Source organism: Defluviitoga tunisiensis, assembly GCF_000953715.1.
Classification (GTDB): Bacteria; Thermotogota; Thermotogae; order Petrotogales; family Petrotogaceae; genus Defluviitoga; species Defluviitoga tunisiensis.
The window spans coordinates 1,148,903-1,173,139 of the sequence record NZ_LN824141.1 but is presented as its reverse complement, the minus strand read 5'-3'; the positions used below and the strand labels follow the sequence as shown (position 1 = coordinate 1,173,139).

22 protein-coding genes are annotated in these 24,237 nt (G+C 32.6%); 15 read left to right on the top strand and 7 right to left on the bottom strand.

The window, feature by feature from the left end; all coding sequences use genetic code 11:
- Positions 1-32: 32 nt before the first annotated feature.
- From DTL3_RS05415 to thrS, 8 genes are all read left to right on the top strand, one after another.
- On the top strand, positions 33-905 hold the full coding sequence (locus DTL3_RS05415) for a carbohydrate ABC transporter permease (RefSeq protein WP_045087858.1): 873 nt from the start codon (positions 33-35) through the stop codon (positions 903-905).
- Positions 905-2,164, top strand: coding sequence for a carbohydrate ABC transporter permease (locus tag DTL3_RS05410; protein WP_231853937.1), 1,260 nt, complete (start codon positions 905-907; stop codon positions 2,162-2,164). Before DTL3_RS05415 ends, DTL3_RS05410 begins: the two co-directional genes overlap by 1 nt.
- A gap of 6 nt (positions 2,165-2,170) precedes the next feature.
- Positions 2,171-3,358 carry a glycoside hydrolase family 18 protein gene (locus DTL3_RS05405; RefSeq protein ID WP_045087857.1) on the top strand — a complete coding sequence of 396 codons (1,188 nt, stop codon included), beginning with the start codon at positions 2,171-2,173 and terminating at the stop codon, positions 3,356-3,358.
- A 171-nt stretch (positions 3,359-3,529) separates the two neighbouring features.
- Entirely contained in the window at positions 3,530-4,018 is a 489-nt protein-coding gene (locus DTL3_RS05400) for a GNAT family N-acetyltransferase (RefSeq protein WP_045087856.1), read from the top strand.
- A 57-nt stretch (positions 4,019-4,075) separates the two neighbouring features.
- On the top strand, positions 4,076-6,076 hold the full coding sequence (locus tag DTL3_RS05395) for a methyl-accepting chemotaxis protein (protein WP_045087855.1): 2,001 nt from the start codon (positions 4,076-4,078) through the stop codon (positions 6,074-6,076).
- 156 nt (positions 6,077-6,232) lie between these two features.
- Complete coding sequence (locus DTL3_RS05390; RefSeq protein WP_045087854.1) at positions 6,233-7,108, top strand: DegV family protein; 876 nt, start codon at positions 6,233-6,235, stop codon at positions 7,106-7,108.
- Positions 7,109-7,415: 307 nt separating this feature from the next.
- Positions 7,416-8,480 carry a peptide chain release factor 1 gene (gene prfA / locus DTL3_RS05385; protein WP_045088638.1) on the top strand — a complete coding sequence of 355 codons (1,065 nt, stop codon included), beginning with the start codon at positions 7,416-7,418 and terminating at the stop codon, positions 8,478-8,480.
- A gap of 23 nt (positions 8,481-8,503) precedes the next feature.
- Positions 8,504-10,426: a threonine--tRNA ligase gene (gene thrS / locus DTL3_RS05380; protein ID WP_045087853.1), complete on the top strand. Its 1,923-nt coding sequence runs from the start codon at positions 8,504-8,506 to the stop codon at positions 10,424-10,426.
- A gap of 48 nt (positions 10,427-10,474) precedes the next feature.
- Here the strand turns inward: thrS and DTL3_RS05375 are convergent, their stop codons facing one another.
- The 7 genes from DTL3_RS05375 to DTL3_RS05345 form a co-directional block, all read right to left on the bottom strand.
- Positions 10,475-10,873, bottom strand: a complete 399-nt coding sequence (locus DTL3_RS05375) for a PadR family transcriptional regulator (RefSeq protein WP_045087852.1) — start codon at positions 10,871-10,873, stop codon at positions 10,475-10,477.
- A gap of 12 nt (positions 10,874-10,885) precedes the next feature.
- Entirely contained in the window at positions 10,886-11,251 is a 366-nt protein-coding gene (locus DTL3_RS05370) for a NifB/NifX family molybdenum-iron cluster-binding protein (protein WP_045087851.1), read from the bottom strand.
- A 19-nt stretch (positions 11,252-11,270) separates the two neighbouring features.
- Positions 11,271-11,597: a NifB/NifX family molybdenum-iron cluster-binding protein gene (locus DTL3_RS05365; RefSeq protein WP_045087850.1), complete on the bottom strand. Its 327-nt coding sequence runs from the start codon at positions 11,595-11,597 to the stop codon at positions 11,271-11,273.
- Between the two features lie 141 nt (positions 11,598-11,738).
- Positions 11,739-12,605, bottom strand: coding sequence for an ATP-binding protein (locus tag DTL3_RS05360; protein ID WP_045087849.1), 867 nt, complete (start codon positions 12,603-12,605; stop codon positions 11,739-11,741).
- On the bottom strand, positions 12,602-13,453 hold the full coding sequence (locus DTL3_RS05355; RefSeq protein WP_197539502.1) for an ATP-binding protein: 852 nt from the start codon (positions 13,451-13,453) through the stop codon (positions 12,602-12,604). Before DTL3_RS05355 ends, DTL3_RS05360 begins: the two co-directional genes overlap by 4 nt.
- Before the next feature lie 85 nt (positions 13,454-13,538).
- Entirely contained in the window at positions 13,539-13,826 is a 288-nt protein-coding gene (locus tag DTL3_RS05350) for a DUF5320 domain-containing protein (protein WP_045087847.1), read from the bottom strand.
- A 293-nt stretch (positions 13,827-14,119) separates the two neighbouring features.
- Positions 14,120-14,599 carry an amidohydrolase family protein gene (locus DTL3_RS05345; protein WP_052670396.1) on the bottom strand — a complete coding sequence of 160 codons (480 nt, stop codon included), beginning with the start codon at positions 14,597-14,599 and terminating at the stop codon, positions 14,120-14,122.
- Positions 14,600-14,662: 63 nt separating this feature from the next.
- Here DTL3_RS05345 and DTL3_RS05340 point away from each other — a divergent pair, with 63 nt between their 5' ends.
- From DTL3_RS05340 to DTL3_RS05310, 7 genes are all read left to right on the top strand, one after another.
- The gene (locus DTL3_RS05340) at positions 14,663-15,586 is read left to right on the top strand and encodes an ATP-binding protein (protein WP_052670395.1); all 924 of its coding nucleotides are present in this window, start codon (positions 14,663-14,665) and stop codon (positions 15,584-15,586) included.
- A gap of 398 nt (positions 15,587-15,984) precedes the next feature.
- Positions 15,985-17,019, top strand: coding sequence for a LacI family DNA-binding transcriptional regulator (locus tag DTL3_RS05335; RefSeq protein ID WP_231853936.1), 1,035 nt, complete (start codon positions 15,985-15,987; stop codon positions 17,017-17,019).
- Positions 17,020-17,031: 12 nt separating this feature from the next.
- Entirely contained in the window at positions 17,032-18,015 is a 984-nt protein-coding gene (gene galT, locus DTL3_RS05330) for a galactose-1-phosphate uridylyltransferase (protein ID WP_045087846.1), read from the top strand.
- A 4-nt stretch (positions 18,016-18,019) separates the two neighbouring features.
- Positions 18,020-19,174 carry a galactokinase gene (locus DTL3_RS05325; RefSeq protein ID WP_045087845.1) on the top strand — a complete coding sequence of 385 codons (1,155 nt, stop codon included), beginning with the start codon at positions 18,020-18,022 and terminating at the stop codon, positions 19,172-19,174.
- A 314-nt stretch (positions 19,175-19,488) separates the two neighbouring features.
- Positions 19,489-20,646: a glycoside hydrolase family 53 protein gene (locus tag DTL3_RS05320; protein WP_084217192.1), complete on the top strand. Its 1,158-nt coding sequence runs from the start codon at positions 19,489-19,491 to the stop codon at positions 20,644-20,646.
- Between the two features lie 111 nt (positions 20,647-20,757).
- Positions 20,758-21,963, top strand: coding sequence for a sugar ABC transporter substrate-binding protein (locus DTL3_RS05315; protein ID WP_045087843.1), 1,206 nt, complete (start codon positions 20,758-20,760; stop codon positions 21,961-21,963).
- Between the two features lie 178 nt (positions 21,964-22,141).
- Complete coding sequence (locus DTL3_RS05310; RefSeq protein ID WP_045087842.1) at positions 22,142-24,217, top strand: beta-galactosidase; 2,076 nt, start codon at positions 22,142-22,144, stop codon at positions 24,215-24,217.
- The last annotated feature ends 20 nt before the right edge of the window (positions 24,218-24,237 follow it).

The window sequence follows — 24,237 nt, the reverse complement described above, 5'->3', positions numbered from 1 at the left end:
CTAAAAAATGTGAAAAGGAGAAGCTGTCTATAATGAAAACAAAACGAAAGTACAATTTGATAACTCTTGCTTTCCTGCTTCCTTGGATCATAACTTTTATAATATTTTCCGCTTATCCAATTATTTTTTCGATTGGGATAAGTTTTACAGATTATTCCGGGTTAAACCCGGCGATGAACTTTGTTGGTTTAAAAAATTATACTGCGTTATTTAAAGACGAAATATTCTTAAAAGCTATGAAAAACACATTGATATTTGTCGTTGGAACAATTCCATTTACAACAATTATATCAATTCTCCTTGCTGTTTTAATCAACAGTAAAATGGTTAAATGTAAAGGTTTATTTAAAGCAGGTTTCTTCTTGCCATCTGTAATGTCTATGGTTGTTATATCAACAATTTGGCGGTATATTTATAGTGCAGACGGAATTCTTAACTATATGCTAAGGATCTTTGGTATTGAAAAAAATACTGGTTGGCTTGCTTCACCAGACACCGCTCTATTAGCTATTATGATAATGGACATCTGGGCGGCTATTGGGTATTATACCATAATTTTCTTGTCGGGTCTACAAAGTATACCAGAAGAATTATATGAATCTGCTGCAATTGATGGAGCATCTAGTACTGATGCATTTTTTAAGATAACACTTCCATTAGTAAAACCTACTTTATTTTTTGTAATAGCAATAAATACTATTCGTTCTTTTCAAATCTTTGCGGAAATTTTTACAATGACTGGTGGAGGCCCTTTAAATTCTACTCAAACTATTGTTCACTACCTTTATATCACAGGTTTTAGACAATTTAAAATGGGGTATGCCTCAGCTATGGCTTATATATTAGTAATTATCATTTTAATTATTACCTTGATTCAGCAAAGGGCCCTGAGGAGTGAATATTGATGAATATTAAAAAAACCGTATTATTAATTATTTCTTTTTGTTTGCTAATAATATTTCTTTTCCCTTTAGTAATAATGATTTATACATCCTTTATTCCCCAGGGAAATATGACAAATATTGTAAAAGATTATTATTTAAATGACTTTGAAGCAGGTTATATGAGCGTTATAAAAAGAACTATTGCACCACTAGGAAATACCGATTATTTATTAGCAAAAGAGTCTCCTACCTCAACTCAATCTTTGAAAATCGAGTCGACAAGCGAAAGAAATCCTGGTATAAAAATGATAGGAGCTACCAGAGATTTACGAAAAATAAAAACCTTGAACTTTTGGTTGAAGGTAGAAACTCCAGATATCAATAAAGGATATGTTAGATTTGAAGATGTTAATGGGTTATTTCAAGATATTCCTTTTACTTTAGAAAAAAATGGTCAATGGCAAGAAATAAAAATAGACAAAAAAGAACTTGATCAGGATAAATTAAACTTAAAGTTTGTTACTGGAATCTCTGTCGTACTAAATAATGAAAAAGAAGTATCTAACGTTGCTTTTCTAATAGACGATATAAAGGTATATAATCAATATCCAACCTTGATGAATTATGTTATCGTATGGACAGAAGATATGTTTGGAAGGTATATCATCAATAGCGTTATTATTTCAGTCGTTGTAGTCCTTGCTAATCTCTTATTCTCTTCAATGGTTGCATATGCATTTGCAAGAAGAGAATTTAAAGGTAAAAACTTTTTATTTGGACTAATACTTGCTACAATGATGATTCCATTTCAAGTAACTACCATTCCTATTTTTATATTGATGAAAAACTTAAACTTTTTAGATACTTATTGGGCATTAATACTTCCTCAATTAGTAACACCTTTTGGTATTTTTATTTTAAAACAATACATCGAGCAACTTCCACTTGAGATTGAACAGGCAGCTGTAGTAGATGGAGCTGGACCATTTGCAGTCTTTTTTAAGATAGTGATGCCGCTTTCTTCGCCAGCATTAGCTGTAATGGGAATAAACACGTTTATAACAACATGGAACGACCTTTTTATGCCTTTGATATTAACTTCTTCTCGTGAAATGAGAACGGCTCAAGTTGGTTTAGCATTATATCAACAATTAACGCAATTACAATGGCCCTACCTTATGTCTGCTACGACTATTGTTGGTTTACCAATAATGATAGCATTTTTAATTTTCCAAAAACAAATCATATCCGGTATTACTGCCGGAAGTGTGAAGGGGTAGGAAAAAATGAAAAAAATATGGATTATTTTAATGGTGTTAGCAGTAAGTTTATTAAGCTTTTCTGAGAATCTTAGCAATACAAAGGAGAACATAACATTGGAAGACAAAGATTACAAAATCATTGCGTACTTGCCCTGTTGGGTGGGAAAAGATTGGATTGCGGAAGATATTCAAGGAGACAAGTTAACCCACTTATATTTAGCTTTTGCCCGAATTAACAACGAATTTAAAATATCAAACCACGATGTAAGAATACCTGGAGTCCCAGATACTGTATCTTCTCAAACTATTATTGATAGTATCTGGGAAGAGGTAAGAAGGGTACAGAAAAAGTATCCTGATTTAAAAATAATTGTTGCTGTTGGAGGTTGGGGAGCTGACGGATTTTCAGATATGGCGGCAACCAAAGCTACACGTGAAATTTTTGTTGACAGCGTCGTAGAATATCTAAAAAAATATAATTTAGATGGCATAGATATTGATTGGGAATATCCTGTAGATGGTGGAGGAGGAACAATAGAAGCTCGAAAGGAAGATAAAGAAAATTTTACAGAAGTCATTAAACTACTTAGAAAAAAATTAGGAGAAGATAAGGAAATCTCGTTCTGTACCAATGTCTCTGGATGGTTTTTAGATGTAATAGAATGGGAAGAAGTTGTACCATTAGTAAATTCAATTAATGTTATGGGATATGATTATCAGGGACCATGGAGCGAAAATACTGCTCACCATTCAAATCTATATATAAACCCTCAAGATCCTGTCGCTCATTGGGGATTATCTTCTGACGCAGCAATTAAAAGATTTATTAATAGAGGTATACCTGCTGAAAAGTTAGTTTTGGGATTCCCAGCTTATGGAAGAGAATTCCACGGTGCACAACCCGGTGAAAATGGCGACGGATTATTTCAAAAATATCAAGATACTATATGGCCAGGTGGCTCCATTCCATACACTATCCTCAAACAATATTATGTAAATAAGAATAATTTCAAAAGATTCTGGGATGATGATGCAAAAGTTCCTTATTTATATGATGGAGAAACATTTATAACCTATGAAGACCCACAATCAGTAGCTGAAAAAGCTAGGTACGTTAAAGAAATGGATTTAGGTGGAATAATGTATTGGGAATACGTAGATGATATAGAAAACGATCTTTTAAACTCTGCTTATGAAACTCTGAAGAAGTAACATTTTCTTAATATTATATTATTCCTGCTTTTGGCTTCCTTTTAAGGAAGCCAATTTTTTATTTTAATGATTATTTTAATTAATAATTTATCTTTTATAATTTTGAAATAATGATATGGTAATATTGTGAAAAAATTAGCGCAGATTTTTTTACAAAAAGGAGAATATAATATGCCTGATATGCTTGTAAAACTTTACGAATTACCGTATGATAAAACACTTTTTGACAACCTTGAAAAAGAGAATATCTCTGTGAGAAGGGCTAAAGCACCTGAAAAAAACTATGTTGTTGGATGGATTCAAGAAAAATTTGGAGATTATTGGGCAAGCGAAAGTGATATTGCATTTTCACGTTCACCTATAAGTTGTTTTATTGCCATAGATACAGCTAAAAATCAAATTGTAGGTTTTGCTTGTTATGATACTACTTGTAAAGATTTTTTTGGGCCTATGGGGGTAGATGAAAATTACAGGGGAAAAGACATAGGAAAAGCCCTTCTACTAATAAGCTTAAAAGGGATGTGGGATATTGGTTATGCATATGCAATAATTGGAAGTGCTGGACCAGTAAAATTTTATGAAAAGGTTGTAAATGCAATTCCCATAGAAAACTCAGTTCCTGGGATATATAAAGGTATTTTTAGAAAAAATAATCCTTAAAGTTAAAAGTAGTATTTAAAACATTAAATTTTATTAAGTTGAGGGGTGCTAATCGATATGAAAACATTAAGAACAAAGATGCTCGTTTTGATTTTAGTACCAATTATAGCCCTATTAGTAATTCTAGCTTCGGTACTATACGTGCAGATCAACTCAGTTGTAAGTCAGGAAGTTACTAATTTAACCATTGAAATTGAAAAAATAGGAACAAAAACTGTGGACGAATGGCTTAAAGGATTGTTAAAAGAGGTTCAACTTTTGGCAGACACAAATGCAGTAAAAACAGCTTTTCAAACCAAAGACTGGACTTCATTAATGGAAGAATACCTTCCACCCAGACTCAAAGAAAGGCCAGATTATGAAATGTTTTTTATTGCCTACTCAGATGGAACCAGTCCCAATACCCTTGGGTCTGTTTCAAATTTAGCAGACAGACAATATTTCATAGATATCATGAAAAATAACAAAAAGTATTCTATAAGTGATGTCTTAGTCTCAAAAGCTTCAGGGAAGAACGTTTTTGTGATTACTGTTCCAGTAAAAGATAATAATAAGAATATCGGTGTCTTTGGAGCTACGGTACTTCTTGATACACTAACAAACTTTGTTTCAGATATAGATATTGGAAAATCTGGATATGCCTTTATTGTAGATTCAACAGGTATGGTTATAGCTCATCCGGATAAATCCATTGTAATGAATTTAAATCTCCTTCAATCATCAAAAGACAACTATCAAGATCTTGACAAAATAGGTAAAAAAATGATATCTAAAGAATCAGGTTATGGACAATATAAAGAACCTACAGGAGAAATTAAAAATGTATTCTTTTCACCTATACCCTCAACAACAGGATGGTCCTTTGCAGCAATTATTGCTGAAAAAGATTTAAAATCTTCAGTTAACAAATTATTAGGACAAATTCTTATAGTAATCGCTATAATAATTGCTTTTGCTATTGGAATTATATTTTTCCTGAGTATAAGTATTTCAAAACCAATCAGTCAACTGGCTCAATCTGCACAAGAGTTTGGCCAAGGAGATTTAACTGTTAAGTTTGAGGCAAAAGGAAAAGATGAAGTAGTAACTATGGCTAAAGCCTTACAACAAATGGGAGATAATTTAAGAAACTCATTTACCCAGATAGTTAGTTACTCAGAACAAGTAGATACAACTGCTCAAGAATTGGCAAGTTCTGCAGAAGAAATGAGCGCTACTAGCGAAGAACTCTCTGCACAGATGGAAAATGTAAATAAAAACGTTCAAAACGTTTCTGCTTCTATAGAAGAAGCTACATCTGGCATACAAGAAGTGGCATCCAGTGCGCAAAATGTTTCAAGATCTGCTCAAGAACTAACCGAAAAAGCAAGTCGTGTAAAAGAAGCTGCGGATCGGGGTAACTTGGCTGTTAACAATATTGTTAATATGATCGAACAAACCAAGGCAAGCGCAGGAAAAACTGAAAAGGTTGTTCTTGAATTATCAAATAACGCTAAAAATATCTGGTCTATTGTTGAAACAATTAACTCAATTGCAGAACAAACAAATCTATTAGCTCTAAATGCAGCAATTGAGGCTGCAAGAGCTGGAGAAGCTGGAAAGGGATTTGCAGTTGTCGCTGATGAAATAAGAAAACTTGCAGAAGATAGCAAAAAGGCCACAGATAAAATTGCTTCCATATTAAATCAAGTACAAAGCGGTACAGAAAAAGCCAGATCAGAAACGATTGATGCATCTAAACAAGTAGAAAAAACTGTTGAACAGTCGTCTATTATCAAAAACGAAATATTTAATATATTAAAAGAAGTAAATGAAATAAGCAGTATGATTGAAAGTTTGGCAGCTGGTTCTGAAGAAATGAGTGCTGCAGCAGAAGAAATGAGTAGTGCTATGGATTCAGCAGCCAAATCTGTAACAGAAATAGCTCAACAGGTAGAAGAGATGACCTCAGCGGTTAGACAACAAGCTAATGCGACATTGCAAGTAAGTAGTGCAAGCGAAGAACTTTCTCAGATTGCAGATAAATTAGTTCATCAAGTGAAAAAGTTTAAAATATAATTAGTTTCAAATCTAAAAAGCAGGCGTTACGCCTGCTTTTTTAATTATTACTAAAATAGTAAATATTAACAAATATCATCAATTTAACAACAATTATATGTTAAAATATACTCAAGATACCTTAATTTAGTTATTATTATGAAATGAGGAGAAAAAATGAAAAATAACATTTGTCTAGTAGCAGATTCTGGTGGATACCTTCCAAAAGAAATATTAACGAAATATGATATTTCTATTGTACCTTTTTATATAACCCTAGATGGTAAAAAATATCTAGTTCAAGGAAAAGACATAACCGATGAAGAACTTTACAAAAAAATGCATTCAGACCCTAACTTATTGCCAAAAACTTCTGCACCAAATCCAGAAGATTGGTATAATGTTCTTTCTGAAAAAGTCAAAAAAGGATACAATAATATCTTAATAACCACAATGTCAAGTGATTTATCAGCAAGCTTTAACAACGCTAATCTAGCAAAAGATTTATTCTTAAAAGATTATCCAAATTGCAACGTTAAACTTTTTGATACAAGGACGTGTACCTGTGGTCAATCTGCAATGGAAATAAAGTTGGCACAGCTTATTGAAAAAGGTAAGCACACACTTGAACAACTATACGATACCGCAAAAGATCTTATTTCTAAAACACATACATTATTCAGTGTAAAAACGTTAAAATATATGGAAGCAGGAGGAAGAATTGGTGAAGCGGCAAAGTTTCTAGGTATACTGCTAAAAATTAATCCTATAAGTGAATTCGTAAATGGGGTAGTTAAACCCATTAAAATATCTCGTACACGAAAAAAAGCTTTGGATTCTATGGTAGACATTGCCGTTGAAAGGATCAAAGATCCAACAAAGACAATTATTTGCACACGAAGTGCTTTATTTGAAGAAGATCAAGAATACCTTATCACAAAATTAAAAGAAAAGTTAAATTACAAAGGTAAAATATATTCTGGAGTTCTAGAGTCTGTAATTGGCGCTCATTCGGGTCCAGGAGCTATTGGTATTGGGTTTGTAACAGAATAAAATAAACATTAAAATCTTGATTACTGTTTTTGAATTTATAACGGGTTCAGGGCAGAGCCCTTCCCACTACCTTGGTGCAAGTACCAAAAAGTTGTAATTGTTAATTACTGTTTTTGAATTTATAACGGGTCCAGGGCGGAGCCCTTCCCGCTACCTTGGTACAAGTACCAAAAAAGTTAAAAAAATCAAGATTTTCTGAAAATATCAATTCTAAAACATACATATAATAAGAATATGAAATTTTTAAAGTGAGTAAATACTTTATTATGAAAGGAGGAAGGTGTTTAAAAACACCGTCTTTTTGAATATACTGGAATTTAAAGAAGAAGTAGAAAAGAAATTACAAGAATTAGAAATTAAATTAAGTGATCCGAATATAACTAGCGATCTAGAAAAACTTAAAGAGCTAGGTCAAGAACACGCTAGATTTTCTGAATTAAATGAACTGTTTAACAATTATGAATCTACCCTCGAAGATATAGATGCGCTACATGAAATGTATAATGCTGGAGATGTGCCAGAAGAAGAATATTTATCTCTTTTAAATGAGTTAGAAACAAAAAAAGAAACGCTTGAAAAGAATATTACTGAACGATTAGTACCTCCTGATGAATACGATGAGAGAAATATTATAATGGAGATACGTGCTGGAACTGGAGGAGATGAGGCTGCACTTTTTGCTGCTGATCTAATGAGAATGTATTTAAGATATGCAGAAAGAAAAAATTGGAAACATGAGATATTGGATATTAACGAAAATGAACTCGGAGGAATAAAAACTGCAATCTTAAGAATCAATGGAAAGGGTGTATATAGAAGATTAAAATACGAAAGCGGTGTTCATAGAGTACAAAGAGTTCCGCAAACTGAAGCTTCAGGAAGAATACATACCTCTACAGCTACAGTTGCTGTGCTTCCTGAACCAACAGACATAGATGTTCACATAAGTGAGGATGAACTTAAGATAGATACATATAGAGCAAGCGGCGCAGGCGGACAACATGTAAACAAAACTGACTCTGCGGTTAGAATAACTCATCTTCCAACAGGAATAGTCGTTACCTGCCAAAAAGAAAGATCTCAACATCAGAATAAAGAAAAAGCCTTAAACATTTTAAAGGCAAAATTATTTGAAATTAAACTTCAAGAGCAACAATCGAAAATAATTAAAGAAAGAAAATCTCAAATTGGCACTGCAGAAAGAAGTGAAAAGATTAGAACATATAATTTTCCACAAAACAGGGTAACAGATCATAGGATACAATATACTACTTATAGAATAAATGAGATACTAGATGGAGATTTAGATGAAATCATCGATAAACTTATAGAATACGATCTAAAAGAAAAAATTGAAACTCTTACAATATAAAATATGAAATAAGAGGTGGTCTAATGATTAAGATAACCTTTCCGGATGGTTCGACGAAAGAATATGAAGAGGGTGTTTCACCGGCTGATATTGCAAAAGATATATCCCAAAGATTATACAAGAATTCCATTGCCGCAGAAGTTAACGGACAACTGGTTGACTTAAACTATTCCATAACTCAAGATGCTACAGTCAAATTAATTACGCTAGAGGACGATAAAGCTCCTAATATTTATAGACATACCATGTCGCATATTATGGCGCAAGCTGTTATTCATGTTTTTGGTAAAGAAAAAGTTAAGCTTGCTATAGGCCCTGTCATAGAAGATGGTTTTTACTATGATTTTGATATAGAAGGATACAACATATCAGAAGAAGATTTCCCAAAAATCGAAGAAGAAATGAAAAAAATAATTGATCAAGATATAACAATAATCAGAAAAGAAATATCAAAAGCTCAAGCTAAAGAAATATTTAAAGATCAACCATATAAGCTTGAGCTACTAGATGATATAGACGATGATGAAGTATCGGTATATATTCAAGGTGATTTTATAGATTTGTGTAGAGGACCACATCTCCCTTCTACTGGATATGTTAAACATTTTAAACTGTTATCAGTTTCGGGGGCTTACTGGCGTGGTGATGAAAAAAATAAAATGTTACAACGAATATATGGAACTGCTTTTGCAAAAAAGAAAGATCTCGATGATTATCTAAATATGTTAGAAGAGGCTAAAAGACGAGATCATAGAAAATTAGGACCTCAACTAAATCTATTTATGCTCCAACCAGAAATGGCTCCAGGGATGCCCTTTATCTTGCCAAATGGGAAAATTATTCTAAATGAATTAATGAATTACTCAAGACAAGTTCACAAACGGTACGGTTACAGTGAAGTAGAAACTCCACAAATCATGAATATAAAACTTTGGCATCAGTCTGGACACTGGGATCATTACAAAGAAAATATGTTTTTCACTGAAAAAGAGGACATGCCCATGGCGGTAAAACCCATGAACTGTCCAGGACACATATTAATCTATAAAAACAGTTTTGTAAGTTATAAAGATTTACCTATAAGAATGTTTGAATTTGGGAAAGTACATCGTTATGAAAGAAGCGGTACACTTCATGGACTTTTTAGAGTAAGAGCTTTTACTCAAGACGACGCACACATCTTTTGCACTAAATCTCAAATGGAACAAGAAATAATAAAAGTAATCGAATTGACTAATGAAATATATTCAACGTTTGGATTCAATTATGAGGCAATATTAAGTACTATGCCCGATGATCATATGGGAGACATTGAAGCATGGGAGAGAGCTACTCAAGCACTAAAATTAGCCTTAGAAAAGTCACAGATAAAATATAAAATTGCCGAAGGTGATGGCGCTTTTTATGGACCTAAGATTGATTTTCATGTAACAGATTCTATAGGAAGAAAATGGCAATGTACTACCATACAGCTAGATTTCCAGATGCCTGAAAGATTTGAAATGGTATATGCGAATGAAAAAGGTGAATATGAAAGACCTGTAATGATTCACAGAGCAATATTCGGATCGCTTGAAAGATTTTTTGGGATTCTAATAGAAAACTTTGCAGGAGAATTCCCAACTTGGCTTGCTCCTATACAGGTATCAGTTGTTCCGGTTTCAGAAAAATTCAACGAAAAGGCTAAAGAATTTGCAAGACAACTCGAAAAAGAAAACATTAGAACATTTGTCAATGATTCTGACTCCACAGTAAGTTATAAAATAAGGAATGAACAAATGAAAAAAATCCCATATATGATCGTTTTTGGTGAGAAAGAAATGAATTCTAATACGATTAATGTCCGAACAATTAAAGGAAATACTGCAGAAAATATTTCAAGAGATCTTTTCATCAATAAAATTAAAGAAGAAATATCAAGTAGAAGTTTAAATTTAAGTTTTTAAATAGAGAAACAATAAATGGAGCTGGTCTAACTAGCTCCATTTATTGTTTTATTCATCCGCAGAATCATTTTTTTTCAAAACGTCTTCATATTTACTGATAAAAGTTTCCAACACTTTTATTTCTTGCTTTACACTCTCAACTGCGTATTTTAAATACTCTAAACCCAAAGGTGTTATTGTATATACTTTCACAGGAGGACTCTTTGAAGTATCCCACTTAGGTATTATATATCCATAACTTTCTAATTCTGAAAGAATCCTATAGATTCTTCCCATTTGACCAGTTCCTTCTATTTTTTCAATTCCCATTTCATCCAACTTCGTTGCAATGTCATAACCATAAGTAGGTTCTTCTGCAATGATGAGAAGTATATAATTAGCTAAAAACCGGCCTTTACCTCTGCCTCTACCACCTTTTCCACGTCCACCTCTATGATTTGCGCACATTTGATAAACTCCTTATTCGTGACAACATTTTGAATCTTCTGTATAATCTTGATCTTTCAGTTCATTAGATTTAGCCATTTGAATTATTTTCTTTAAATTCCCCTCCACACCTCTTATTACCTTAATATTGTATTCCTCAAAAAAATTCAAAGCTTTCTTTCCGATATTTCTCACCACAATTAAATCAACATTTTTGTCATGTAAATATCTTGGAATATCTCCAAGAGAATGATCTTCAAATGGATTTTCTTCTATCTCAAATGTGTGAGTCTTATCATCTTTTAACTCTACAAATGCAAAATAAGGAGCACGACCAAAATGTTCACTGATCCTTGATTCTTCTTTGTTGTTTTCTATTACGGGAATAGCTATTTTCATTTTATCTCCTCCTACTTTTTTAAAATTCTTGCAGTTTTTTTGATTTCAAAAAATCAATATTTTCTTTTACATTTCCAGCCGATGCTATATAAGCTTTTATGTTTCCAACTTTTAAAGCTTGTAGAGCGTTTTGACCTATATTTTTTGAAATTACAGCTTCTACATTTCTTACAGATAATTCGTTAACTATTTTTGTTCCTGCTCCATGCTCTTGCTGCATTTCATGAGAAATAAATTCATAAGAATCATCATTGGTATTATAAATTAAGAAATAAGCCGTCCGAGCAAATCTTTCACTAATTTTGGAATTCAAAGAATCCATTTCTGTAGGTATCGCTACTATCATATTCCGCCTCCTAACTTCGTTTGTTACTAAATTTAAAAACTCCTGACCACTTTTAATCCTCTGGGAAAGTTTTGATAAAACTGTCTTGCAGTTTTAGATATTTTTGAAATATCTCAATTTCTAAAGTTTTTATCGCTTGTTTTAAAAGAATTTATCTAGAATTCTCAAATAAATATCTTTTATAGCTTTTGCTGCTATTGAATTTTCATACAAAATTATAGGTTTAGCTTCTTTTGTTGCCACATTTACCATTTCATCAAACGGGATTTTTCCTAAAAGGTCTATATTTTCAGAAAAACACCACTCCTCTAACTTAGCTGATTCGTTTAAATCAAATTTATTTATAACTACAGCGAATTTAACCCTCATTTTTTTCAATGTGTCAACCATTCTTTTGAGGTCATGAAATCCTGAAAGAGTAGGTTCTGTAACCACAACTGCTAAATTTACTCCCGCAACAGATGAAGTTGCAGGACAACCAATTCCAGGAGCTCCGTCTATTATGATAACATCTTTTTTGGATTTTTCCGCTTCTGAATAGGATTTTTTTCTAACCTCTGCTACTAGTCCTCCGGAAGTTTCTTCCCCTGGGTTTAAATCACCATGAACTAAAATTCCATTTGAACACTTTGATTTATAATAATTACCTGCAAGATTTTCTGATAGTTTTATAGCTTTTTCAGGGCAGGTAAGCACACAAAGCTTACAACCTTCGCATGCGTATTCATTGATGACGTATTTTCCTTCTTTGAAATCAATTGCATCAAACCTACATTTATTCTTACATATGCCGCAATTAGTACACTTTTCGTAGTTTATGTTTGCTTTTTTACCTCCGTAATATTCGTAGCTTTCTATCATTTCTAAAGGAGAAAACAACAAGTGAAAATTGGAAGCATCGACATCACAATCACTCATGACAGGATTTTTGAAAAGATAACTTAAGGAGGCTGATAAAGTTGTTTTCCCTGTTCCGCCTTTTCCACTGACAACAGCTATTTGTTTCACTTTAGCACCTCTATTATATTTTCAAACAAAACTTCGAAATTCTTGTAGAGCTCTTCAGATTTGTCTACAATTAAGAACCCTTGTGAGTACCATTTGGCTATATTTTTATCGAACTCAATTTTCATAAGTAAAGAGATATCTTCCGATTTAATATATTCTTCTAACTCAAAAAAGGAAGGATCATAACGATTAATTACAACCCCAAATGCGATTCCCATTTCTCTTACCAAAGATACAGCCAATTTTAAGTCATGTAAACCAAAAGGCGAAGATTCGGTTACCAAAATTGCAAAATCTACGTTTTGCAAAACTTCCACAACTGGGCACGAGGTTCCAGGAGGGGCATCAATTATCGTTACGTCATAATCATTAGAAATGTATTTTTTCAGTTCTCTAACGATTCTTACGCCTGAAGGTTCTCCTATATTCATAAGTCCCATACCAAAATCAAAAAAAATGGATGTTCCAAATTTAATTTGTCCAATGCTTTTTGATACTTCATCAATTGCGTTTAGCACACAAATTTCAGAACAAACTCCACAACCATGGCACAAATGTTGAAAAACAAAAACACCTTTCTCAAAAACGTTTATAGCACCAAATTGACATTCTTTTGCACATAAACCACACAAAGTACATGTCTCTTTATTTACTTTGGGAATAAATATATTCACAGACTTTTCTTTTTTGAATGTAACGTTATAAAATAAGTGATCATTCGGTTCTTCAACATCCGCATCTAAGAGCAAAACTTTTCTATTTTTTGAAAGAACTTTAGCTAAATTTGTAGATATTGTAGTTTTGCCAGTTCCGCCCTTGCCGCTTAAAACTGCTATCTTCAACGACAAATTAATCTCTCCTTCAAACGTTGAATTGTAAAAGCTTGCACAACTCATTTTTATTCAAAAAATGAGTTGTGCTAAGATGATAAACTTATTCTTCTTTTTTCTCAGTAACTTCGATCTCTTTTAATATCTTTTCTATATAGTTTAGTTCGTCTTTTAAATACTCCCTCTGTTCTTCTAAAAAAGCTTTATCTTCTCTTAACGAAGAAACTTGAGGATAATAATATCCTCCTTTCCATCTGCCATGTGCTCCTAAGCCATAACCAAAACCTCTACCATAACCACGGCCTCTTCCATATCCTCTTGCGCATCTGCCTAAACCTCTACCTGTCATAGGACCCAATCCCCAGGGACCTGTTCTATCTAGATTTGGCATGATATTACCTCCTTTCATATATATGCTTATTTCATATATATTATACAACAAAAACCTTCACTTGTCAAATAATCATGTCTGATGAAGATTTAAAGCTGTTGAAAGAATATTATTTTCCTAAATCTATTGAGAACTGGTCATTAGAAGTTTTCCTTTTGCCATCACTTTTTCAATATTCAAAGTGCCTTTTTGTAATAATAACAAATCTGCATCGAAGCCTTCTTTTATTTACCCTTTGTTTTCCACTTTAAGTAAATTAGCAGGATTAGAAGTAATAACTTTTAAAGCCTCTTCTAACGGGTATCTTCTTGAATCACGCAATCTTTTACCTCTTTAAATAGCGTACATACATCTGCTACGTCCAATTTTAAGAAATTACCTTTTTCATCAAACATAGATTCTTTGCCTTTGTTCATATGAGTTGGCAAGAACTGTGCAATTGGCAAATCTGATTTCTTAACTACTTCTATTAAGGGGCCTACAAAATTTTTGCCTCTTCCAACATGAACATTGACAATACCTGCCTTTTTCGACAAAATACCTCCAACTCTTGCATCCGAAGTTAATCTTGTCAACTCTTCTATCGTAGGTTGAGAACCTCGATGATCTGAAATAGCTATTTCTCCAACACCTATAATTTCTTCAATATAAACTACATCGTCTATAATTCTTTTGGTAAAAGTCTTCAAAGGTAAATGATAAGAACCAGTATATGCAAAACAACTAACGCCTTCTGCATTTAATGATTTAGCCTTAGCTATCAAGTTTTCCATAATCTTGTTGCCTTATCAGTTCCTAATACAACTACCAACGAAGAACTTTTTTCAAATATACCTGTGGATAAATTTGGTATATATACTATAAGAGGTCCAAGGCAGATAGGTAAAACTACTTTTATTAAATTATTTATTAGGAAGTTAATCGAAGATGATATTAATACCTTACGTATATTATTTTTTACATGTGATATGATCAAAGATAACTCAGAGTTGGTAGACATAATAAAAATTTATTTACAATCGTTCAATATTTCAAAAAACGAAAGAACTTACATATTTATAGACGAAATAACAATGGTTAATAATTGGCAGAGTGCAATAAAGTATTTGGTAGATATAGGCTTAATAGTTAATGCAGTGGTTATCTTAACAGGTTCATCTGCTTATGACTTGAAAGTATCAAGTGAAAGAATGCCGGGAAGAAGAGGCGAGGGTAAAGATCTGTTGTTTTTACCTTTAACGTTCAACGAATATCTCAAAGCAATAGGAATAGAGATAGATCCATTAAATATAAGACAAATTTTATTACTTGGTGAAGAAGATCTCAAAAGATTAAATTTTAAATATTCTTTTTTACAAGAATATTTTTTAAAATATATTAATTCTGGAGGGTTTCCGAAAGTAATAAATGAGTATATGAACGAAAATAAAATTACAGATCAAACTAAAAACATATATCGTGATTTTATTCTTGGCGATGCTGAAAAATATATGAATTCAAGAGGAACTATAATTGAAATATTTAAAAAACTTCCTGAAATAATTGGGCAGAGATTTTCCTGGCGTTCAATCTTAAACGATTTAGGTAAATCGATAAAATCTGTTGACACAATTCAAAAATATTTTGAATATTTAGCATATAGTTTTATTATCTCAACAGTATATTTCATAGATCCTTCAACAAAAACTATCAAGTTTAAAAAGGCCTTGAATCAAACCCACCCTTTTCTTTATGGGAATCTGAATTCAAGAGATTCCTAAATTTTTCTGTATAACATTCTTCATTATAAGTTGTGTTTGTCTTCATCAAATCGTATATCTCTTTAATAATTACAGCACCAATCTTCACCCCAATCTTCTCCCATACCTTTCCACTTCCTATAGAAATTTCTATTGACCCACTTTAAAAATTTAAAAACTCATATTCTATACAATTCGATGTTTTTATTATAGCATCATTTTTGAAATTTCTTTTTTAGATGATTTAAACAGTAAAAAAAACATTTTTCAATTATGGAAGAATTATAAAAACATTTTGTTTTTTTATTCTTTTGGTGTAAAATGGTATTAGTACCGTTAACGTTACCATAATTAAATTACTTATAAAAAGGTTATAATTATGTTGGGTTTAAGAAATCTACGATACTAAGTTAAAGGTGGTGATTAAGTTAGCACAATCAAAGTTTGTTACAATAAAAGATATTGCTGAAAAAGCTGGGGTATCGGTAAACACAGTATCTAGAGCATTAAATAATAAACCTGATATCAACCCAAAAACAAAAGAAAAAATAGAAAAGATCGCAGAAGAACTTGGCTACGTAAAAAACTCATATGCCACGATGTTAAAATCTCAAATAAGTAACACCATTGGAGTTATAGTTCCAGACAGTTCTAACCCTTTTTTCTCTGAAGTGTTTAAAGGTATTGATAAAGCAGCAAAAGAAAAAGACTATCAAATAATAATGATGAACTCTGAAGGTATATATGAAAACGAAGAAAAATTCATTCGGACACTCCTTGAACGTAGAGTGGATGGTATCCTTTTATTTCCAATGCAAAAAAGTTATGAAGATATAAAAGACCTGATAAAAGAAAGGTTCCCTATAATATTAGTTGGTAGGGAATATGACGGCTGGGATGTTGACCAAATATTTAGTGATGAGATAAAAGGTGGTTACATAGCCACAAAGTATTTAATACAAAAAGGCTGTAAAAAGATAAAGATGATAACTGATGAATTATATAATTCTGCTTCATTTGGTAGAATACAAGGTTTTAAAAAAGCACTTACCGAAAGGGGATTAAAAGTGCAAGACGAAGATATAAAAATTTGCGATAAAATACATGAAGGTTACCATATTCAAGCAGGTTATGATGAGACAATAAAAATGCTCAAACAAAAAGATAAATTCGATGGCATATTTTGCTATAATGACCTAATAGCCTATGGTGCTATAAAAGCATTAAAAGAACATAAAATCAAAATACCAAATGACGTTAGAATAGTAGGCTATGATGATATTACCTTTTCAAAATTAATTGAACCTGAATTAACAACTGTTAGAGTTAACAAAACAGAAATGGGTTATGAAGCATTTAATATGATATACAAAAGAATAAAAGCTAAAAGAATGGACAATTCTTTTGTCAAAAAGATTTTGGATGTCGAACTTATTGTTAGAGAATCTGCTTAAGGAGGGGTGAATATGGCAGAATTACGATGGAATCCATTATTAAAAACATGGACAATGGTTGCAGATAATAGACAAAACAGACCCCATCTTCCAGAGGATTGGTGTCCTTTTTGTCCTGGACCAGGAAAAAAAGTTCCTGAACACTACGATGTTTATGCTTATGACAATGACTTTCCTGCTTTAAAATTAGACCCTGATGAACCAAATGTTACCGGTTCAGAGTTGTATAAAGTTGAAAAAAACTATGGAAAATGTGAAGTTATCTTATACTCTCCTGATCACAATACAACGTTACCTCAATTATCAATTGAACATATATATAAACTTGTTAATCTTTGGGTTGATAGATTCAATGAGTTATCTAAAGACAAAAAGATTAAATATATTTTTCCTTTTGAAAACAGAGGAAAAGAAGTAGGAGTAACAATGCTTCATCCTCATGGTCAACTATACGCATATTCGTGGCTTCCCTTAAAAATTAAGGTAGAGCTTGATAGTTGTAAGGAATATTATCAAGAAAAAGGAAGATGCCTTATCTGTGATATGAATAAAGAAGAAACGGATTTCAAAAAGCGAATGCTTTTCGAAAACGATTCTTTCCTTGTATATCTTCCTTTTTTTACTGATTATCCTTATGGTGCTTTTATTGTAAGTAAGTCTCACAAAGGAAATCTTTCAGAATTTACAGACAAAGAAAAGAGAGATTTAGCGGAAGCTTTAAAATTATTGACAGGAGGTTTTGATACACTTTTTGATAAGCCTTTCCCTTATATGATGAATGTGCATCAAACACCTGTAAATGTTGAAGAATATAAAGATTCTAATAAATACTATCATTTCCATATAGAATTTTATCCGCCGCTTCGAGACAAGGACAAAATAAAATGGTATGCCTCAAGTGAAATGGGTGCATGGGCAGCTGCTAATACCTTAGCGGTTGAAGAAACGGCAGTAACACTAAGAAAAGCCATAGAAAAATTTAAAAAAAGAGGTTGAAACAATGGATTTACTATCTATATTTCATAATATTTATGGAAAAAGTGAAAAAACAATCCTTCAATTTTTTTCTCCTGGAAGAATTAATTTAATAGGAGAACACGTTGATTATAATGGTGGATACGTTCTACCGGGAGCTATTAATCTTGGAATATATGGAGTAATGTCACCTAGAAACGATACAAAGATATATTTGAAATCTATGGACTTTCCAAATGAAGTAGAAGTAGATTTAAACAAAGCTATAGAATATAAAATTGAAGATGGATGGGGAAATTATGCAAAAGGCATAATAAAGTATTTGTTAGAAGATGGCTATTCGCTAAAAGGCTGTAATATCTTAATAAAAGGGGATCTTCCAAATGGAGCTGGACTTTCATCTTCAGCAGCTTTGGAAGTTTTGATTGGATATATGTTGCTATTTCTAATTCAAAAACCTGAAGAAATAGATAAAAAATACCTTGCATTATTAGGACAAAGAGTCGAAAATAAATTCATTGGGGTAAACTCTGGTATAATGGATCAATTCACCGTTGCTAATGCCAAGAAAGACCATGCATTATTACTAAATACTCAACATCTCTCAAGTGAATATATTCCATGTTACTTAAACGGCTATTCTTTAGTTATAATGAATACCAACAAAAGAAGAGAGCTAGCCTCTTCTAATTACAATCAAAGAAGACAAGAATGTGAAAATGCGTTAGAAACTATAAAAAAAGCAAAAAAAGCTGCCTTAAATAATCTTTGTGAATGTACTCTAGATGATTTAAAATACATAAAAAATGAAGTTGAATATAAACGTGCAAGACATGTAATAACAGAAAATCAAAGAGTTATTAAGGCTGCAAATTTACTAAAAAATAACGATTTAAAAGGCTTTGGAGAATTATTAGTCCAATCTCATAATTCTCTAAAACACGACTATGAAGTAACAGGGTTTGAATTAGATACAATAGTAGAAGAGGCTTTAAAGATCCCTAATTGCCTTGGTGCCAGAATGACAGGAGCAGGTTTTGGGGGATGCGCTATAGCGTTGGTTGAAGAAAATATCGTAGATTCCTTCATAAAAAGCGTATCAAAAAACTACCATCAAAAAACAAAATTAACCCCAGAATTTTATATCACCACACTCGAAGATGGAGTTAGACAAATTTAACGTATAGTAGTAAACTCACACTTTAATAAGTATGAATTATTTGTTGTAAAAGATAACCCCTTGTTAACAAGGGGTTATTTATTTACAAATTTTTCAAGAAAAAGAGAAAAATGCAGATATTTTCGAATAAACCTTTTTATTTACTTATAATATCTCATAAACAACTAACAACGGATTTTACTTTTTATGTAAATATCGATATAATTCTATTGGTATCGTTAACGGTATCGATAAATATTAAATTTTACACTTTCTTGCATTTCTTACTCTTTTAAAATTGTCATATAATATTTAAAAAATTAAGGTGAAATAAAATGAAGAACTTACGTATATCATTTATTTTATTTCTTTTTATAGGAGGTACTTTTTTAACTATGTTTTCTTCTTCTTACTCAATAAAATCACAAGGAAACTTTATAAAAGGTGCGGATATTTCTACATTATATGAAATAGAATCTCACGGTGGTAAATATTTCCAAAATGGTTTAGAAAGAGACCTTCTAGATATTTTACAAGAAAATGGTTTTAATTGGATTAGATTAAGACTTTGGGTAGACCCAGATAATTATGGTGGGGGGAATTGTGATTTATCAAGAACTATTGCTATAGCAAAAAGAGCCAAAGAACATGGATTTAAGTTTCTACTTGACTTTCACTACAGTGATTGGTGGGCTGATCCAGGAAAACAAGAAATACCTCAAGCTTGGAAAAATCTATCTTTTGATGAATTAAAAGAGGCAGTTTATGAATATACAAAAAATGTAATAACGACTTTAAAGAATGAAAAAGCCCTTCCTGATATGGTACAGATTGGAAATGAAATCAGAAGCGGTATTCTGTGGCCTTATGGAAAAACTTGGGCTGAAGCTGGCGAAGAAGTAGGAGGATTTGAGGGTCTAGCTGAATTGTTGAATGCAGGAATCCAAGGAGTTAGAGACAGCCTTTCTGAAGATGAAGAAGTTCTTATTATGCTTCATACAGACCAGGGTGGAGATAATGGAGCAACAAGATGGCTCTTTGATGGCATAGTTGAACAAGGTGTAGAATTCGATATTATTGGCCTTTCGTATTATCCATACTGGCATGGAACTATAGACGATCTAAAGTACAATATGAACGATATCTCTCAAAGATACAATAAAGACGTTGTGATAGCAGAATTTGCTTATGCTTGGACTCTAGAAAATGGTGACGATCACCCTAATATTTTTGGAGAGGTGCAAGCCAAAACAGCAGGATTCCCTGCGACTATTGAAGGACAGAAACAAGCAATTGGCGCTGTGATGGAAGCAGTGAATCAAGTTCCAAACAGTAGAGGACTCGGGGTCTTTTATTGGGAACCTGCCTGGATTCCCGTAAAAGGGGTGGGCTGGAAAACGGGAGAAGGTAATGCATGGGATAATCAAACATTGTTTGATTTTGAAGGAAACGCCCTTGAATCTTTAAGATATTTTGGTATGTGGGAAGAGTAAAAAGTTTAGTTGATCACTATTTTATATTTAGATGCATACAAAAGCGGCAGACATACCTAACTTAGTTAGAATATAGTACCTTAATATAATTTAGTATAAGGAGGATGTAAGATGAAAAAGAAGTTCATTATTATATTACTATTGGTTTTATCTATAACCTCGTTATTTTCAGTAACCTTAACAGTGTGGAGTTCAGAAAAGCAACAAGATTTTATTAGAAAGATTGGTCAAGAGTTTACTCGAGACACAGGTGTTACAGTTGAAGTTCAACAGATTACTTTTGGAGATATTAAAACAAAATATCTTACTGCTGCTCAAGCAGGTGAAGGGCCAGATATAATAATAGGTGCGCAAGATTGGTTAGGAGAACTTGTTGTTAATGGCTTGTTAGAACCCATTCCAAAATCTGCCATTGAGCTAGATAAATTTGCTGATTCTGGAATAGAAGCTTTTACTTATGAAGGAGTCCTATATGGAATCCCTTATGCACTAGAGAGTCAAGCACTTTTTTATAACAGAGATTATATAAACGATAATGAAGTTCCTACAAATATTGATGAATTAAAAAAGTTGGCAAAACAATTTACTACCCCTGATACAGCAGGCTTTTTATTTTCCGCAGGAGAACTATATTATTCTTATTCATTCATTTCGGCGTTAGGAGGATATGTATTTAAGCATGATCCTAGAACTGGTTATGATGTTTCAGATATTGGATTGAACAATGAAGGAGCTATTAAAGCGGTTTATTTAATTAAAAGCTTCTTTGATGAAGGCATTCTTCCTTACGGTGTTGACTATAACATTGTAGACTCTATGTTTTTGGATGGTTTGGCTGCAATGGTAATTAATGGTCCTTGGGCAGTAAAATCTTATCTTGATGCTGGTATAGATTTTGGAGTTGTTCCGTTAACAAGAATAGAGGTAGAACCTGGTAAAACAATGAAACCTTTTGTAGGAGTTCAAGGGTTGATGATTAATTCTAGATCTTCTAACAAAGCATTTGCAATGGAGTTTGTGATTAATTACTTAGCTACAGCTGAAGGTATTTATGAATTCTATATAGCAGATCCAAGATTGCCATCAAGAAATGACGTTGTCCAAATAATTGAAGAACAAGGTGGGCCCGTACCTGCTGAGATAGTTGCAGCATTTACAGAAAGTGCAGCGGGTGGAGAACCTATGCCAAATATTCCTGAAATGGCTGTAGTATGGTCACCAATGGATGATGCCTTGAGTAACATAATTAATGGTGTTCAAACACCTGAAGAAGCTTTGAATGATGCTGTATCCAAAATAAAAGCAGGTTTGAAATAAAAATCTAAATAAGACTTTTTATATAAATTCTTTTAATATATTTCAAGTGTAATATACGAAAGCGTCCTCATTTGATTTGTTCAACATTTTATAATAAATTTAAGTTATGAAGCAAAGTGATGGCGTAAAATTTTATAGTAAGAAACAATTTAAATAAATATTTTTAGGAGGATGTTAAGTGAAAAACAAATACGACCCAATTAGTAAGAAGGTACCTCATTTTTTGCACGGAGCAGATTATAATCCTGATCAGTGGCTCAAGTATCCTGAGATTCTTGAAGAAGACATAAGACTTATGAAACTTGCTAACTGTAACGTTATGTCTGTTGGAATTTTTGCGTGGAGCACCCTTGAACCTGAAGAAGGAAAGTTTAATTTTGAATGGTTGGACGAAGTTATTGATCGATTGTATAAGAATGGGATTTACACTATTCTCGCAACGCCTAGCGGCGCCAGGCCTGCTTGGATGGCTCAAAAATACCCTGAAGTATTAAGAGTGGGACCAAATAGAGTAAGAAACTTATTTGGAGAGAGGCATAATCATTGTTATACTTCTCCTATTTACCGAGAAAAAGTTAGAATAATGAACACGAATCTTGCTGAAAGATATTCAAAACATCCTGGAGTAATCATGTGGCATGTATCTAATGAATATGGTGGAGAATGTCATTGTGACCTTTGTCAAGAAGCATTTAGAAGTTGGTTAAAAGATAAGTATGGAACTCTTGACAATCTCAATCATGCTTGGTGGACACCTTTCTGGAGCCATACTTACACAGATTGGTCACAGATTGAATCACCAGCTCCACATGGAGAAAATCTAGTACATGGATTAAATTTAGATTGGAAACGATTTGTAACTCATCAAACGGTTGATTTCTTTAAGCACGAAATCAAACCTTTAAAAAAGATCAATCCAGAATTACCAGTTACAACTAACTTTATGGGAGTCTATGAAGGATTAGATTACTGGAAGTTTGTTGACTTTTTAGATGTCGTATCTTGGGACAATTACCCAAGGTGGCATCAAACTGAGGATGATTCAGATTTAGCTTGCCAAGATAGTATGGTACACGATCTAAATAGATCGCTAAAAGGCGGAAAGCCATTCATGCTCATGGAGAGTACACCAAGCATGACAAATTGGATGGCTGTTAGCAAGTTGAAAAGACCAGGAATGCATTTGCTTTCTTCTATTCAAGCTGTTGCGCATGGTTCAGATACAGTTCAATATTTTCAATGGAGGAAAAGCAGGGGTTGCAGTGAAAAACTTCATGGGGCTGTTGTTGATCATTGTGGGCATGAAAATAATCGAGTGTTTAGAGATGTTCAAGAAGTTGGAGAAACTCTTAAGAAATTAGATGAAGTAATTGGAACTACCGTGAAACCAGAAGTCGCCATTATTTTTGATTGGGAAAACCGTTGGGCTATGAAAGATGCAAAAGGACCAAGAAATATTGGAATTCATTATGAAGAAACAGTTGTAAGTAATTATAAACCCTTCTGGAAAAATGGTATTCCTGTTGATGTAATTAATATGGACTGTGATTTTTCAAAATATAAACTACTTATCGCTCCTATGTTGTATATGGTTAGACCTGGAGTTGCTGAAAGAATCGAAGAATTTGTAAAAAATGGTGGTACTTTTGTTGCAACTTATTGGTCTGGGATTGTAAACGAAACAGATTTATGTTTCTTAGGGGGATTCCCTGGACCTTTAAGAAAAGTTCTTGGAATCTGGGCAGAAGAAATTGATGCACTTTACGATGGAGAAGAAAGACTCGTTTCTTTTAATGAAGATAATGAACTTGGGCTAAAAGGAGATTATAAAGCGAGTGAATTATGCGACTTAATTCATTTAGAAGGAGCTCGAAGTCTGGCAACTTACAAAGAAGATTTCTACGCAGGAAGACCCGCTTTAACAGTAAATGATTTTGAAAAAGGCAGATCTTATTACATAGCGTCAAGAAATGAAGAAAAGTTTAATGATATGTTCTACGGTAAACTTATTCAAGAGCTTAATTTAAGAAAAACCGTTGACACAGAACTTCCCCATGGAGTGACAGCTCAAATGAGAACAGACGGAGAAAACGATTATGTGTTCTTGATGAATTTTGGTAATAAAGAAAGCACAGTAACTTTAGACAATTTTGATTATACAGATTTATTGACAGGAGAAAAAGCATCTAAAGAAGTAAAGTTACCTGTTTATGGTTTAAAGATTTTAAAGAGAAAAGCTAAACAGAATAGCTAAAAATTCTAAAAGACAAGGGG

Excerpts from the sequence above, each read along its gene's own strand:
- DTL3_RS05415 (WP_045087858.1), top strand. The coding sequence starts at position 33 with ATGAAAACAAAACGAAAGTACAATTTGATAACTCTTGCTTTCCTGCTT.
- DTL3_RS05410 (WP_231853937.1), top strand. The coding sequence starts at position 905 with ATGAATATTAAAAAAACCGTATTATTAATTATTTCTTTTTGTTTGCTA.
- DTL3_RS05405 (WP_045087857.1), top strand. The coding sequence starts at position 2,171 with ATGAAAAAAATATGGATTATTTTAATGGTGTTAGCAGTAAGTTTATTA.
- DTL3_RS05400 (WP_045087856.1), top strand. The coding sequence starts at position 3,530 with ATGCCTGATATGCTTGTAAAACTTTACGAATTACCGTATGATAAAACA.
- DTL3_RS05395 (WP_045087855.1), top strand. The coding sequence starts at position 4,076 with ATGAAAACATTAAGAACAAAGATGCTCGTTTTGATTTTAGTACCAATT.
- DTL3_RS05390 (WP_045087854.1), top strand. The coding sequence starts at position 6,233 with ATGAAAAATAACATTTGTCTAGTAGCAGATTCTGGTGGATACCTTCCA.
- thrS (WP_045087853.1), top strand. The coding sequence starts at position 8,504 with ATGATTAAGATAACCTTTCCGGATGGTTCGACGAAAGAATATGAAGAG.
- DTL3_RS05375 (WP_045087852.1), bottom strand. The coding sequence starts at position 10,873 with ATGTGCGCAAATCATAGAGGTGGACGTGGAAAAGGTGGTAGAGGCAGA.
- DTL3_RS05370 (WP_045087851.1), bottom strand. The coding sequence starts at position 11,251 with ATGAAAATAGCTATTCCCGTAATAGAAAACAACAAAGAAGAATCAAGG.
- DTL3_RS05365 (WP_045087850.1), bottom strand. The coding sequence starts at position 11,597 with ATGATAGTAGCGATACCTACAGAAATGGATTCTTTGAATTCCAAAATT.
- DTL3_RS05350 (WP_045087847.1), bottom strand. The coding sequence starts at position 13,826 with ATGCCAAATCTAGATAGAACAGGTCCCTGGGGATTGGGTCCTATGACA.
- DTL3_RS05345 (WP_052670396.1), bottom strand. The coding sequence starts at position 14,599 with ATGGAAAACTTGATAGCTAAGGCTAAATCATTAAATGCAGAAGGCGTT.
- galT (WP_045087846.1), top strand. The coding sequence starts at position 17,032 with ATGGCAGAATTACGATGGAATCCATTATTAAAAACATGGACAATGGTT.
- DTL3_RS05325 (WP_045087845.1), top strand. The coding sequence starts at position 18,020 with ATGGATTTACTATCTATATTTCATAATATTTATGGAAAAAGTGAAAAA.
- DTL3_RS05320 (WP_084217192.1), top strand. The coding sequence starts at position 19,489 with ATGAAGAACTTACGTATATCATTTATTTTATTTCTTTTTATAGGAGGT.
- DTL3_RS05315 (WP_045087843.1), top strand. The coding sequence starts at position 20,758 with ATGAAAAAGAAGTTCATTATTATATTACTATTGGTTTTATCTATAACC.